Below are 12,245 nucleotides of genomic sequence, written 5' to 3'. Positions count from 1 at the left end.
TTGGACCATTTCCATTACCAGAACGGCGAGCTTTACGCCGAGGATGTGCCCGTCGCCCGCATCGCGGCAGAGACCGGCACGCCCGTCTATGTCTATTCGCGCGCCACGCTGGAACGCCACGCGCAGGTTTTTCGCGAGGGGCTGAACGCGCTGCCCAGCGTGCATCTGGCCTTTGCGGTCAAGTCCAATCCGAACCTTGCCGTGCTGAAAGTGCTGAAAGAACAGGGGTTCGGCGCCGATGTCGTGTCCGAGGGGGAGATGCGCCGTGCGCTGGCCGCGGGTATTCCGGCAGCGGATATCGTGTTTTCAGGCGTCGGCAAGACGAAGCGCGAGCTGTCTGCCGCATTGGAAGCCGGAATAGGCCAGTTCAATCTGGAGTCCGAGGAAGAGGGCGAGGAGCTTGCGGCGCTCGCCGCCGAACGCGGGCTGAAGGCGCCCTGCGCGCTGCGCGTGAATCCCGATGTAGAGGCCGGAACCCATGCCAAGATCTCGACCGGCAAGGCCGAGAACAAGTTCGGCGTCCCCTATGACCGCGCGGCAGAGATGTTCGACCGGCTGGCGCGGCTTCCCGGCATGAATTTGCGCGGGCTGGCGGTGCATATCGGCAGCCAGCTGCAAAGCCTTGCTCCGCTGGAGGCCGCCTTCACGCGCATGGGCGCGCTGATGGAAGCGATCCGCGCCGAGGGGCATCACATCACCCATATGGATCTGGGCGGCGGTGTCGGCGTGCCCTATCGCGAGGGGGAGCAGTTTCCCTCGCCTGCCGATTACGGCGCGATGGTGGCACGGATCTGCAAGGGCTGGGGCGTGACGCTGATGTTCGAACCGGGCCGCGTGATCACCGGCAATTCGGGCGTGCTGGTGACCGAGGTGGTCCGCGTGAAACAGGGCGTGACCGCGCCCTTCGTGGTGGTCGATGCGGCCATGAACGATCTGGCGCGACCGGCGATGTATGATGCGTGGCACGATTTCGCGGCCGTGAAGCCGACCGGAGAGACTTTTACCGCCAGTGTCGTCGGCCCGATTTGCGAATCGAGCGATGTTTTCGCCAAGGATCGCGCCATCGACACGGTGCAGACGGGCGATCTGGCGGTGTTCCGCACGGCGGGCGCCTATGGCGCGACCATGGCCAATACTTATAACTCGCGCCCGCTGGTGCCCGAGGTGCTGGTCAGCGGTGACAAATATGCTGTGGTGGCCGACCGGATCGAACCCGCCGCCATCCTTGCCGCCGAACGCGTGCCGGACTGGCTGTGAACTCGCTGCCGCTGTTCCACCGTATCGCCGACCGCAAGGTGGTGGTGCTGGGCACGGGCGAGGCAGCGGCGGCCAAGCGTCGGCTAGTCGAACGGGCGGGCGGCATTTGCGTGGGCGAGGCAGAAGCCCATCACGCGCAACTGGCGTTCATCGCGCTGGAGGACGAGAGCGACGCGAAGGCGGCGGCCATGCGGCTGCGCGGCAAGGGGCTGATCGTCAATGTGACCGACCGGCCTGCCTTGTGCGATTTTACGGTGCCTTCCATCGTCGATCGCGATCCCGTCATCGTGGCGGTCGGCACGGGCGGGGCGTCGGCGGGCATGGCGAAGATGCTGCGGCTGCGGCTGGAACGGTTCCTGCCGCAGGGGCTGGGCATGCTGGCGACGCGATTGGCGGCGGCCCGCGACGCGATCCGCGCCCGCTTTCCCACTCCCGACCAGCGGCGTCGCGCGCTGGATGCGGCCCTGCGCGAAGGCGGGCCGCTCGATCCGATGGCGCAGCACGATGGCGATGCGGTCGACCGCTGGCTGGCGGGCGGCGATGGCGCGTTGGAGCAGGGGCAGCGCGAGATCCTGTTACGCTCGGACGACCCGGATGACCTGACCTTGCGCGAAGCGCGGCTTTTGGGCGGCGCCGATGTGGTCATTCACGACCCGAATGTGCCGCAAACGGTGCTGGTCCGTGCCCGCGCCGACGCCATTCGGGTGGCATCGGGTGGCGATTTGTCGGGGATACCATCCGAAGGGTTAATAGTATCGCTGCGCAGATCGCGCTAAAATTTCCATCGCTATGTCACATGATATTGCACCGCGTTCGATCCTTCGCAAAGCGCTGCGCATGGACGGGAACAAGATGAACCGGGCAGACGACCCCGAAGCGCTGCGCCACGCCGCGAATAATTGTCGTCACATGCTGCAAGTGCTGGAACGCAAGCTGGCCGACGCAGAGGAACATTTGCGCAATGGCGAGCATGACCGCTGCCGCCAGATCCTGATCTTCCTGCGTCAGGCCATGCCAGAGGCGATTGCCGCGCTGGACCCCGACCATCGGGGAAATACGAACTAACTACCTGACTTCAATCGAGGAATGGCGCTGACAAGGCGTCGATCGCCGCTTGCAAAATGACGGCGGCGGCATGGCTGTCGATCCGCTCTGCCCTTTTGGCGCGGCTCATGTCCTGTTCGATCATCGCGCGTTCCGCCCCCGCGGTGGACAGGCGTTCGTCCCACAACAATATGGGAAGCGCGAAGGCCGCCTCCAGATTGCGCGCCAGCGCGCGCGCCGCCTGTGCGCGCGGCCCTTCGCTGCCATCCATGTTCCTAGCCAGTCCGATAACGATGCCGGTGACCTTGCGCTCGGCAATCTGCGATTCGAGCGCGGCTTTCAGCGGTCCGAACTTGCCGCGCGGCAATGTCTTTCCCGCCGTGGCAAAGCGCCAGCCCGCGTCGCATATCGCCACGCCCACGGTCTTGGTGCCGGGGTCCAGCCCGATCAGCACGCCGCCGTCGGGCAGCGCATCGGAAAAGCTGCGGGCATCTTCGGCGATCATGATGCGGGTGCGGCTGCCTTGGCAAACGCCGCCTCGCGCGCGGCGACATCGGCGCGCAGATTGGCCCAGAACAGGGGAATGTCATACACGTGGTAATTATTCCCCGGCAGCACCGCATTGCCCATTTCGGGCGGGTTGCCGATCAGCAGGATACCGCGCGGATCGCATTTCGCCGGGACCGCGCCCGCGACAAGGCTGCCGCCGGTCATGTCGCCATTGGGAACCAGCGTCCCCAGATTATCTTCCATCGGTGCCTCGCCCCCGATGCCGCCCGTCAGCGGGTTTGAACACAGCACGTTTTCGGGCAGCTTGGGCACACCGTCGAGGTCGGGCCCGCGGGCGAAAGCCTCCAGCAGCGCCTCGGGCTCGGCGGGTTCGGCAAAACTCTGCCAGCTCATCACGCATCCCGATTGCGATGTGGTGGCACAGGCGGGCAGGCCCATGGCGGGCAGGTCGACATCGGTCGAAACGGGCCAGCCCACGACATAGGCCGCCACGATACGCGCAGCCAGCGGTGTTCCCGCCACCTTCTCCTTTATCAGGCGGATCAGATGCAGCGAACCCTGGCTATGACCGGCCAGCACGATGGGCGCGTCCTGCGGGATGGTCGCCACGAAAAAGTCGAAAGCCTGCGCCACATCGGCATAGGCCGCGTCCACCGCGCGCTTCGCCTCGGGCTTTTGCGTCAGGAATGCGCCGACCGCCGCCTGCCGGTAGCGCGGTGCCCACAGTTCGACCGAGCGGTTAAAGGGGCTGGCCATGCCGCGCACGAACAGCTCCGCGCCCTGCCGCGAAGCCGCGTCCGCCAGGGGAGCGTTCCAGTGATCGGTGCCGGTAAAGCTGGTCGGGTGGATAAAGAACACCGCACTGTCCGACGCGCCTTCTTCGGGCGTGAAGCCCGCGGGCAGGAAACGGGCCGGATTAGTCGCGCCCATACCGGGGCGCGAGATCCACATTTCGGGATCTTCATAGGCGTTATTGTCGAGCGCGGCCTGTTCCTCGAACGCGCCGCCGGGGACGAAGGCCATCTCGGTCAGCTCTTTCGACCAGAAGCTGAGCGCGATGCCCGCCGCGATGACCAGCACCACCAGAAAGGCGATCACATAAAGAAACTTGCGAGCCATCGATCCTTACAACCCCCGAATTGCGTTTATTCCGGCTGAAAACTCTGCTGCGCCGCATCGTCGCTGAACGGATCGGCGGCACCGTGTTTCGAACGATATTCCAGCATCACCTTGATCATGGCGATCAGCGGATCGGCCAGCGCCAGCCCCAGAATGCCGAACAATATGCCCAGTATCAGCTGTCCCGCCAGCACCAGTGCGGGCGCCAGATCGACCGTCTTCTTGGCGATCAGCGGAATGACGAGATAGCCGTCGAAGGTCTGCACCACGAAATAGACGCCCACGCAATAGAGCGCCATGTCGGTGCCGCCCGAAAAGCCGACCAGCACCATCAGCAGGCCCGAAATGACTGCGCCGATATTGGGAATGAACGCCAGCAGCCCCGTCAGCAATCCCAGCAGGGCCGCCATCGGCACGCCATAGATCGCCAGCGCGGCCCATGTGATGAACCCTTCGAACACCATGCCGACCAGTCGCCCGAACATCAGGCGGCGCATGGCAAAGCCCATCTGCCCCGTCATCTCCAGAAACGCCTCGCGCCGGTTGTCGGGCAGCATCCACGCGACACCGCGTTCATAGAGATTGGGTTCGAGCGCGATGTAAATGCCAAGGATCAGGATCAGGAAGCCGGTGGTGAACCCGCCGATGATCCCGCCGACTGCGCTGGTCAGCTGGCCCAGACCGCCCATTGCCTGCTGGGCCAGCCCTGTGAACTGGTCGGGATGGATTTCCAGCCCCTGGCTGCGCAGCCATGCGAACAGGCGAATCGCCTGTTCCTCGACCAGCTGGGGGAATTGCGCGGCTTCCTCTGCCAGCGATGTGCCCGCGAAGATAAAGACCCAGACGATAAAGGCCGCGCCCAACAGCAGCACGATACCGACACGCTTGCCGCGCCCGATGGGCAGAACCCTGCCCAGCAGCCGCGCGCCGCCATCGATGATCGCGGCCAGCACCAGCCCGCCGAACACCACCAGCAAGGCCTGCGCCATATAGATCGCCACGCCCACCAGCAAGACGATCGACACCCAGATCAGGGCTCTGCGCGCTTCGAACCGCAACTGCGGGTCCGAAATGCGGGTCGGGCTGGCGGATTGGGGATGGGGGTCGGCGTCGTTCATAGGCGGTCCTGCATGGGCGATCTGTTCCGGCCTTATTCAGCGATTCCCTGCGCTTGCGGGGCGGTCGCGCGGATGACGGGGCGCAAACTGCTCCATGCGCGCTCGGTGCGCAAGCCGCTCCACCACGAAAGCGGGTTCCACGATTCGCTGCCATCCAGAGAGAAGGTGATGAATTCGGCCCTGCCGCCCACATCGGCCAGCGGCACCGGCCCGCCCAGACCCTGCCCGGGACGCATTTCGCGGCTGTCGGCGGAATGGTCGCGATTGTCGCCCATCAGGAACACATGGCCTTCGGGCACGATAATCTCGTGCATAGTGTCCAATGGCTGGTTCAGATGATCGATGACCAGATAGCTGGCACCATTGGGCAAGGTTTCGCGCCACGTCGGCGGTTCGAAAACCTCGCGCCCGCTGGGCAGGCGCACGCGGAACCGTTCATAGGCTTCGAGGCAGGGGCGGCCGTCGCAAATCTGCGAATCGTCGGCGCGCAACTGGACCGGCGGTTCGACTTCCTGCGGGACGGGAATGCCGTTCAGCACGATCTGGCCGCGCCGCACTTCGATCCGGTCGCCGGGCAAGGCGACGACGCGCTTGATCCAGTCCTCGTTCGCATAGGGCGGAGTGACGATGACGATATCGCCATATTCGGGGGTCGAACCCATTACGCGCGCGGTCGAGCGGGGCAAAATGTGAAAGGAGGCGGAAACCCAGCTCCACCCATAGGGATATTTCGACACGATCAGCCGGTCGCCCACCAGCAGGTTGGGCATCATCGAACCGCTGGGAATATAGAACGGCTTGGCGACCAGCGAATGGAACGCCAGCACGGCCAGCAGCATCACGACCAGTCCGCCTGCCTCGCTCAGCCAGTTCACGCGTTCGCGCGCGGGGCCATCGATAGGCTCGATCGGGCTGGCGGGCACGGGGCGCGTGCCGCTGCGCCAGTTGGGGCGGGGGCTGTTCATTGTGGGCTGTTCATCGCGAATGGGTCATGATGCCGTAATCAGAAGCCGCGCTTCGATCACCACGAAGGCCTGTGCCCACGGGTGGTCGTCGGTCAGCGTCAGGTGGACAACGGCCTCGTGCCCTGCGGGCGTCAGTTCGGCCAGACGCGCCGCCGCCCCGCCCGCCAGCGCCAGAGTGGGCGCGCCCGATGGGGCATTGACGACGCCGATGTCCTTCATGAACACGCCGCGCTTGAAGCCGGTGCCGACGGCCTTGGAAAATGCCTCTTTCGCGGCGAATCTCTTGGCATAGGTGCCTGCACGAGTGAACGGACGGCGTTCCGCCTTGGCGCGTTCGATATCGGTAAAGACGCGCATTTCGAATCGCGCACCGAAGCGGTCCAGCGAGTTCTGGATACGCTCTATATTGCAGAGGTCGGACCCCATCCCGATAATCATGGGGCGAACCTCGCGGGCACATGCTTCGGGGCGCGAAGCGACTCCCGCAAGGCCGAACGGCCGCCGCCGCTTATGCGGCGGAATCGCAGCGCAGCAGAGATGGCCGTCAGGCCAAACCAAGGGGCGCGGATGCGCCCCGCCCGGCGTTTGAGGGGCCAGAACAAAAGACTCATCAACGCGCTTCATCCATCAGGTCGCGCATTTTCCGCACCGCGTTTTCCAGCCCCACGAAAACCGCCTCGCCGATCAGGTAATGACCGATGTTCAGCTCCGCCAATTGGGGAATCGCCGCGATGGGTTGCACATTGTCATAGGTCAGGCCGTGGCCGGCATGCGGTTCGATCCCGTTCTTCGCGGCAAGCGCTGCCATATCGGCAATACGCTTCAACTCGCGCGCGCGTTCCGTTCCGCTGGCATGGGCATATTCGCCGGTGTGGAATTCGACGACGGGCACGCCCAATCGCATCGCGGCCTCAAGCTGGCGCTCCTCGGCCTCGATAAACAATGATACGCGAATCCCCGCATCGGCCAGCCTTCCGACGATGGGCGCCAGCCGGTTGTGCTGTCCCGCCGCATCCAGACCGCCCTCGGTCGTGCGCTCCTCGCGCTTTTCGGGGACGATGCAGGCGGCATGCGGGCTGTGTGACAGGGCGATTTCCAGCATCTCGTCCGTCGCGGCCATTTCCAGGTTCAGCGGCAGGCCAGTGGCGGACTGGATACGCGCCAGATCGCCGTCGCGGATATGGCGGCGGTCCTCGCGCAGATGGGCAGTGATGCCGTCGCCGCCCACTGCCGCCACGATTTCCGCCGCGCGCACCGGATCGGGATGATCCCCGCCGCGCGCATTGCGGATGGTGGCGACATGGTCGATGTTCACGCCCAGTCTAAGGCGGGAAGGGGGCACGGGCCGTCTCCTGATCAGGGCTTTTTGCGGCTGCCGGGCTTTTCGGCGGGAATCGCGGCCAGCTCGGCAGGAACCTCGTCCTCGGCATAGGTCGGGAAAGAGAGCGAGACGAGCGCGTGATAGGGAATGTCGAATTCCACCTCGCCCCCCGAACGGTCGACCAGCGAGCAAATGCCCACGACCTTGCCGCCCGCTTCCTCGACAGCCCTGATCGCCTCGCGGCTGGAAAGGCCGGTGGTGACGACATCCTCGACCATCAGGATTTTCTCGCCCGGCTGGATGTCGAATCCCCGGCGCAGTTCAAAGGTGCCGGTGGGCCGTTCGACGAAAATAGCGTCCACCTGCAGCGCGCGGCCCATTTCATGGCCGATGATGATGCCGCCCATCGCCGGCGAAACGACCTTGTCGATCTTGCCGCGCAGGTCGCGGGGCAGGGCGGCGGCCAACGCCACCGCCAGCCGTCCGGCGCGGTCGGGGTTCATCAAAACGCGCGCGCATTGCAGATAATGGGCACTGTGGCGGCCCGAAGAGAGCAGGAAATGCCCCTCGAGCAGGGCGCCGGCAGCGCGGAATTCCGACAGGACTTCGTCTTCGTTCATCTTTCCTCGTCCAATTGCCGCAGCCGGTGGGCGCGGGCGTCCGGTGAACCCGCCCTATCATACAGGGACGGAAAAAAGGCGCCTGCGACGGGTGCGAAACGGGTGGTCGCCAGATGGCGAACAGGCTGCGGATTGCAAGCTTTATCAAAAATATCCCCTAGAGGTGCTTGAGGCAGCCCGCAAGCGCGCGTATAGGCCCCCCAAGCCGCGCCCCCTCGGGCGTGGTCGATGGTGCGTTTCTGCGCCATTTGCGTGGGGCATGTTCCGCGCTTCAGTTCAGTCTATCCGCCGTCTGGCAGGGGCATCGAATGCCTTGTCAGCGGGTGGAAAACGGGATCAGGGAAAGCGATCTTGACAGTGATGGGAATCCGCCGCGCAGCCGAATTCGTCACCTTGGCGGGCGCCGCGTTGATGGCATCTGCGGGCACCGCGATGGCCGCCGCCGCCGAAACCGCAGCCCCCGTGGTGGAAGCCGCGACAGGCTATGTTCCGATGAAGCCGACCGAGGGCAAGGGCATGCCCACCCCGGGCGCCATCGGGTTCCAGGACCAGTATTCGCCCATCGGCGATTACGGCGAATGGATGCACAATGCGGTGCTGATGCCGATCATCACCATCATTTCGCTGCTGGTGCTGTTCCTGCTTATCTGGGTCGTCGCCCGCTATCGCGCCAAGGCGAATCCCAATCCCTCGCGCACCAGCCACAACACGCTGATCGAAGTGATCTGGACGCTGTTGCCCGTGCTGGTCCTGCTGGCGATCGCGGTCCCGTCGATGCGTTTGCTGGCCAACCAGTACGAAACCGCGCCAGAGGGTGCGCTGACCGTAAAGGTCACCGGTTACCAGTGGTATTGGGGTTATACCTATCCCGATTACGGCGGTTTCGAGGTGATCTCGAACATGCTGCCCGAGGAAGAGGCGATCGCCAATGGCGAGCCTTCGCATCTTGCGGTGGACAAGCGCATGGTCGTTCCTGCGGGCGTTCCGATCCGCATCCAGACCATCGGCGCCGACGTGATCCACTCGTTCGCGGTTCCCTCGCTCTGGTTCAAGCTGGACGCCGTGCCGGGCCGCCTGAACGAGAAGGTGATGTTCATCAAGGAACCGGGCGTTTACTACGGCCAGTGCATGGAACTGTGCGGCGCGCGTCACGGCTATATGCCCATCGCGGTCGAGGCGCTGCCCAAGGACAAGTTCGAACAATGGGTTCTTGAACAGCCGGGCGGCACGCTGGGCGAAGAGGCAGAGGCGGCTCCTGCTGCCGAGGATGCGGCAGTCGAGGGTGCTGAAGAAGCGCCCGAGGGCGAGGGCGAAGCCGCCCCCGCCGCCGCCTGACAGATTTTACGGATAGGGTACCGACACCATGGCCACCACCGCCCCTGAAAGCTTTCCGGTCCACGAGGATGCGCATCACGCGCATGATGCGGATCACAAGCCGCCGTTCTTCCAGCGCTGGTTCATGTCGACGAACCACAAGGATATCGGCACTCTCTACCTGATCTTCTCGATCTGCGCGGCCATCATCGGCGGCGGCATTTCGGGCATCATGCGTATGGAACTGGCAGAACCCGGCATCCAGTATCTGGGTGCGGTTCACGAATTCCTGGGCGGTACCGCCGGCGATTTCGACGGATCGCTGCATCTGTGGAACGTGCTGATCACGGCGCACGGCCTGATCATGGTGTTCTTCGTGGTCATGCCCGCCATGATCGGCGGTTTCGCCAACTGGTTCGTGCCGATCATGATCGGCGCGCCCGACATGGCGTTCCCGCGCATGAACAATATCAGCTTCTGGCTGACCTTCATGGGCTTCTGCTCCCTGATGATGAGCGCGTTCATGCCCGGTGGCACCGGCATGGGTGCGGGCACCGGCTGGACCGTCTATGCCCCGCTGTCGACCACCGGTTCGCCGGGGCCTGCGGTGGACTTCGGCATTTTCGCGCTCCACCTTGCGGGTGCGGGCTCGATCATGGGCGCCATCAACTTCATCACCACCATCTTCAACATGCGCGCGCCGGGTATGACCCTGCACAAGATGCCGCTGTTCGTTTGGTCGGTGCTGGTCACGGCATTCCTGCTGCTGCTCGCCCTTCCGGTGCTCGCTGCCGCCATCACGATGCTGCTGACCGACCGTAACTTCAACACCACCTTCTTCACCCCGCAGGGTGGCGGTGACCCGATTCTGTACCAGCACCTGTTCTGGTTCTTCGGCCACCCCGAAGTGTACATCATGATCCTGCCGGGCTTCGGCATCATCTCGCAGATCATCTCGACCTTCAGCCGCAAACCGGTGTTCGGCTATCTCGGCATGGCCTATGCCATGGTCGCCATTGGCGTCGTCGGCTTCATCGTGTGGGCGCACCACATGTACACGGTCGGCCTGTCGGTGAACGAAAAGATGTATTTCACGGCCGCCACCATGGTGATCGCGGTGCCGACCGGCGTGAAGATCTTCTCGTGGATCGCGACGATGTGGGGCGGTTCGCTGCGCTTCACCTCGCCGATGTGGTGGGCGCTGGGCTTCATCTTCCTGTTCACCGTCGGCGGTGTGACGGGTGTGGTGCTGGCCAATGGCGGCATCGACGACAATCTGCACGACAGCTATTACGTGGTGGCACACTTCCACTACGTGCTTTCGCTGGGCGCGGTGACGGCGATGTTCGCGGGCTGGTATTACTGGTTCCCGAAGATGTTCGGCGTATGGCACTCCGAGCTTCTGTCGAAGCTGCAGTTCATCGTCTTCTTCGTGGGCGTGAACACGCTGTTCTTCCCGATGCACTTCCTGGGCATGAACGGCATGCCGCGCCGCTATCCCGACTATACCCCGGCGTTCGAGCTGTGGAACTGGGTCGCGACCAAGGGTTACGAGATCATGGCGATCAGCATCGTGATCTTCTTCGCCAACATCCTGTACGCCATCATCGTGCGCAAGAAGGCCGAAGGTAACTATTGGGGCGAAGGTGCGACCACGCTGGAGTGGACTTTGTCCTCGCCGCCGCCGTTCCACCAGTTCGAAACCCTGCCGGTGATCGACGACAAGGCAGGCGCCGCGCACTAAGCGCCCGCCTGACGGCAAATGCCCGAAGCCTTGTGCGAAGGGCAAGAATATCAGGGGGGCGTCGAAGGTGCTGCGGCTCCGCGACGTCCCCTTGCCGGTTTTTCCGCCCTCCATTCGCTTGAACGGAATTCTGGACTATCATGGCAAGCATGATCCAAGCCGATGACAATATGCAGCAGGGCGTGGCTCTGCCTGCGGACTGGCGCGATTTCGTCGCGCTGACCAAGCCGCGCGTGATGTCGCTGGTGGTGTTCACCGGACTGTGCGGCCTTCTGGCGGCTCCGGGCAGCATCCATCCGGTCATCGGTTTCACTGCCATCCTTTGCATCGCGCTGGGCGCGGGCGGGGCGGCTGCGATCAACCAATGGTACGAAGCGGATATCGACGCGGGCATGAAACGCACCGCGTCCCGCCCGATTCCCGCAGGGAGGATGGACCGCGAAAACGCCCGCGATTTTGCTGTTGCGCTGTCGGCCGGATCGGTCGTTGTCATGGGGCTGGGCGTCGGCTGGCTGGCGGCGGCGCTGCTGGCGGTGTCGATCGTCTATTACGCGGTCGTCTATACGATGTGGCTCAAGCCGCGTACGCCGCAGAACATCGTCGTTGGCGGCGGCGCGGGCGCGTTTCCGCCGCTGATCGGCTGGGTCGCGGTGACGGGCGATATCACGCTGATGCCGGTGCTGCTGTTTGCGATCATCTTCATGTGGACTCCGCCGCATTTCTGGGCGCTGGCCCTGTTCGTAAAGACCGATTACGCGCGGGTCGGCATTCCGATGATGCCGGTCGTCGCGGGCGAGGTTTCGACCCGCCGGCAGATTCTTGCCTATGCGATCGCTTTGGCACCCGTCGCTTTGGCGCCATGGTTCGTGGACGGGGCAGGGATCGTCTATGCCATCAGCGCGGCTGGGCTGTCGGCCCTGTTTTTCGCGCTGTCGATTCCGGTCGGCCTTCGCCGCGCACAGCCCGATGATGCGATGAAGCCCGAAAAGCGGCTGTTCGCCTTTTCGGTGCTCTATCTCTTCGCGCTGTTCGGCGCATTGGTGGCGGACCGGCTTCTGGCCAATGCAGGAGTGATCGCATGACCGATAACGAGAGCGACGCCGAAAGGGTGACCCGCCAGATCCGCGCCCGTCAAAAGAGCCGGAACATCGCGCTTGGCCTGTTCCTTGGCGGGTTGGTGGTGCTGTTCTTCATGCTCACCATCGTTCGTTTCCCCACCAGCTGAATCCAGGC

14 protein-coding genes are annotated in these 12,245 nt (G+C 64.1%); 7 read left to right on the top strand and 7 right to left on the bottom strand.

Annotation, left to right across the window (positions count from 1 at the left end; all coding sequences use genetic code 11):
• Genes lysA through LOZ74_RS14080 form a run of 3 tightly spaced genes read left to right on the top strand, consistent with a single transcriptional unit; the run spans position 1 to position 2,322 of the window.
• On the top strand, positions 1-1,257 hold the full coding sequence (gene lysA, locus LOZ74_RS14090) for a diaminopimelate decarboxylase (RefSeq protein ID WP_230291686.1): 1,257 nt from the start codon (positions 1-3) through the stop codon (positions 1,255-1,257).
• A complete protein-coding gene (locus LOZ74_RS14085; RefSeq protein ID WP_230291685.1) occupies positions 1,254-2,033 on the top strand; it encodes a bifunctional precorrin-2 dehydrogenase/sirohydrochlorin ferrochelatase in 780 nt (259 codons plus the stop codon). Before lysA ends, LOZ74_RS14085 begins: the two co-directional genes overlap by 4 nt.
• Positions 2,034-2,046: 13 nt before the next feature.
• Entirely contained in the window at positions 2,047-2,322 is a 276-nt protein-coding gene (locus LOZ74_RS14080) for a hypothetical protein (RefSeq protein ID WP_230291684.1), read from the top strand.
• A 10-nt stretch (positions 2,323-2,332) separates the two neighbouring features.
• Here LOZ74_RS14080 and ruvX read toward each other — a convergent pair whose 3' ends face one another.
• The 7 genes from ruvX to pyrE all read right to left on the bottom strand — a co-directional run bounded on the left by ruvX (position 2,333) and on the right by pyrE (position 7,954).
• Complete coding sequence (gene ruvX / locus LOZ74_RS14075; RefSeq protein WP_230280293.1) at positions 2,333-2,806, bottom strand: Holliday junction resolvase RuvX; 474 nt, start codon at positions 2,804-2,806, stop codon at positions 2,333-2,335.
• Complete coding sequence (locus LOZ74_RS14070; RefSeq protein ID WP_230291683.1) at positions 2,803-3,930, bottom strand: DUF3089 domain-containing protein; 1,128 nt, start codon at positions 3,928-3,930, stop codon at positions 2,803-2,805. Before LOZ74_RS14070 ends, ruvX begins: the two co-directional genes overlap by 4 nt.
• A gap of 26 nt (positions 3,931-3,956) precedes the next feature.
• The gene (locus LOZ74_RS14065; protein ID WP_230291682.1) at positions 3,957-5,048 is read right to left on the bottom strand and encodes an AI-2E family transporter; all 1,092 of its coding nucleotides are present in this window, start codon (positions 5,046-5,048) and stop codon (positions 3,957-3,959) included.
• A 32-nt stretch (positions 5,049-5,080) separates the two neighbouring features.
• Complete coding sequence (lepB, locus tag LOZ74_RS14060) at positions 5,081-6,013, bottom strand: signal peptidase I (RefSeq protein ID WP_230291681.1); 933 nt, start codon at positions 6,011-6,013, stop codon at positions 5,081-5,083.
• A gap of 24 nt (positions 6,014-6,037) precedes the next feature.
• Positions 6,038-6,451: a holo-ACP synthase gene (acpS, locus tag LOZ74_RS14055; RefSeq protein ID WP_230291680.1), complete on the bottom strand. Its 414-nt coding sequence runs from the start codon at positions 6,449-6,451 to the stop codon at positions 6,038-6,040.
• A 172-nt stretch (positions 6,452-6,623) separates the two neighbouring features.
• The gene (locus LOZ74_RS14050) at positions 6,624-7,355 is read right to left on the bottom strand and encodes a pyridoxine 5'-phosphate synthase (RefSeq protein ID WP_230291679.1); all 732 of its coding nucleotides are present in this window, start codon (positions 7,353-7,355) and stop codon (positions 6,624-6,626) included.
• Between the two features lie 14 nt (positions 7,356-7,369).
• Positions 7,370-7,954, bottom strand: coding sequence for an orotate phosphoribosyltransferase (gene pyrE / locus LOZ74_RS14045; RefSeq protein WP_230291678.1), 585 nt, complete (start codon positions 7,952-7,954; stop codon positions 7,370-7,372).
• Positions 7,955-8,314: 360 nt separating this feature from the next.
• On the opposite strand from pyrE, the gene coxB reads away from it, so the two are divergent.
• The 4 genes from coxB to LOZ74_RS14025 all read left to right on the top strand — a co-directional run bounded on the left by coxB (position 8,315) and on the right by LOZ74_RS14025 (position 12,237).
• The gene (coxB, locus tag LOZ74_RS14040; protein ID WP_230293902.1) at positions 8,315-9,289 is read left to right on the top strand and encodes a cytochrome c oxidase subunit II; all 975 of its coding nucleotides are present in this window, start codon (positions 8,315-8,317) and stop codon (positions 9,287-9,289) included.
• Positions 9,290-9,317: 28 nt separating this feature from the next.
• Entirely contained in the window at positions 9,318-11,012 is a 1,695-nt protein-coding gene (gene ctaD, locus LOZ74_RS14035) for a cytochrome c oxidase subunit I (protein WP_230291677.1), read from the top strand.
• A gap of 149 nt (positions 11,013-11,161) precedes the next feature.
• Positions 11,162-12,094: a heme o synthase gene (locus LOZ74_RS14030; protein WP_230291676.1), complete on the top strand. Its 933-nt coding sequence runs from the start codon at positions 11,162-11,164 to the stop codon at positions 12,092-12,094.
• A complete protein-coding gene (locus tag LOZ74_RS14025; protein ID WP_230291675.1) occupies positions 12,091-12,237 on the top strand; it encodes a hypothetical protein in 147 nt (48 codons plus the stop codon). The genes LOZ74_RS14030 and LOZ74_RS14025 overlap by 4 nt, the downstream gene beginning before the upstream one ends.
• Positions 12,238-12,245 lie beyond the last annotated feature (8 nt).

The sequence above is a fragment of the Croceicoccus sp. Ery5 genome, assembly GCF_020985325.1.
Lineage (GTDB): Bacteria > Pseudomonadota > Alphaproteobacteria > Sphingomonadales > Sphingomonadaceae > Croceicoccus.
Note: the sequence above shows the minus strand (reverse complement) of the source record. Positions and strands in the feature narration are given on the sequence as shown.

Bases quoted from the DNA above. Each gene is read 5' to 3' on its own strand.
- LOZ74_RS14080 (WP_230291684.1), top strand. From the start codon at position 2,047: ATGTCACATGATATTGCACCGCGTTCGATCCTTCGCAAAGCGCTGCGC.
- ruvX (WP_230280293.1), bottom strand. From the start codon at position 2,806: ATGATCGCCGAAGATGCCCGCAGCTTTTCCGATGCGCTGCCCGACGGC.
- LOZ74_RS14070 (WP_230291683.1), bottom strand. From the start codon at position 3,930: ATGGCTCGCAAGTTTCTTTATGTGATCGCCTTTCTGGTGGTGCTGGTC.
- LOZ74_RS14065 (WP_230291682.1), bottom strand. From the start codon at position 5,048: ATGAACGACGCCGACCCCCATCCCCAATCCGCCAGCCCGACCCGCATT.
- lepB (WP_230291681.1), bottom strand. From the start codon at position 6,013: ATGAACAGCCCCCGCCCCAACTGGCGCAGCGGCACGCGCCCCGTGCCC.
- acpS (WP_230291680.1), bottom strand. From the start codon at position 6,451: ATGATTATCGGGATGGGGTCCGACCTCTGCAATATAGAGCGTATCCAG.
- pyrE (WP_230291678.1), bottom strand. From the start codon at position 7,954: ATGAACGAAGACGAAGTCCTGTCGGAATTCCGCGCTGCCGGCGCCCTG.
- coxB (WP_230293902.1), top strand. From the start codon at position 8,315: ATGGGAATCCGCCGCGCAGCCGAATTCGTCACCTTGGCGGGCGCCGCG.
- ctaD (WP_230291677.1), top strand. From the start codon at position 9,318: ATGGCCACCACCGCCCCTGAAAGCTTTCCGGTCCACGAGGATGCGCAT.
- LOZ74_RS14030 (WP_230291676.1), top strand. From the start codon at position 11,162: ATGATCCAAGCCGATGACAATATGCAGCAGGGCGTGGCTCTGCCTGCG.
- LOZ74_RS14025 (WP_230291675.1), top strand. From the start codon at position 12,091: ATGACCGATAACGAGAGCGACGCCGAAAGGGTGACCCGCCAGATCCGC.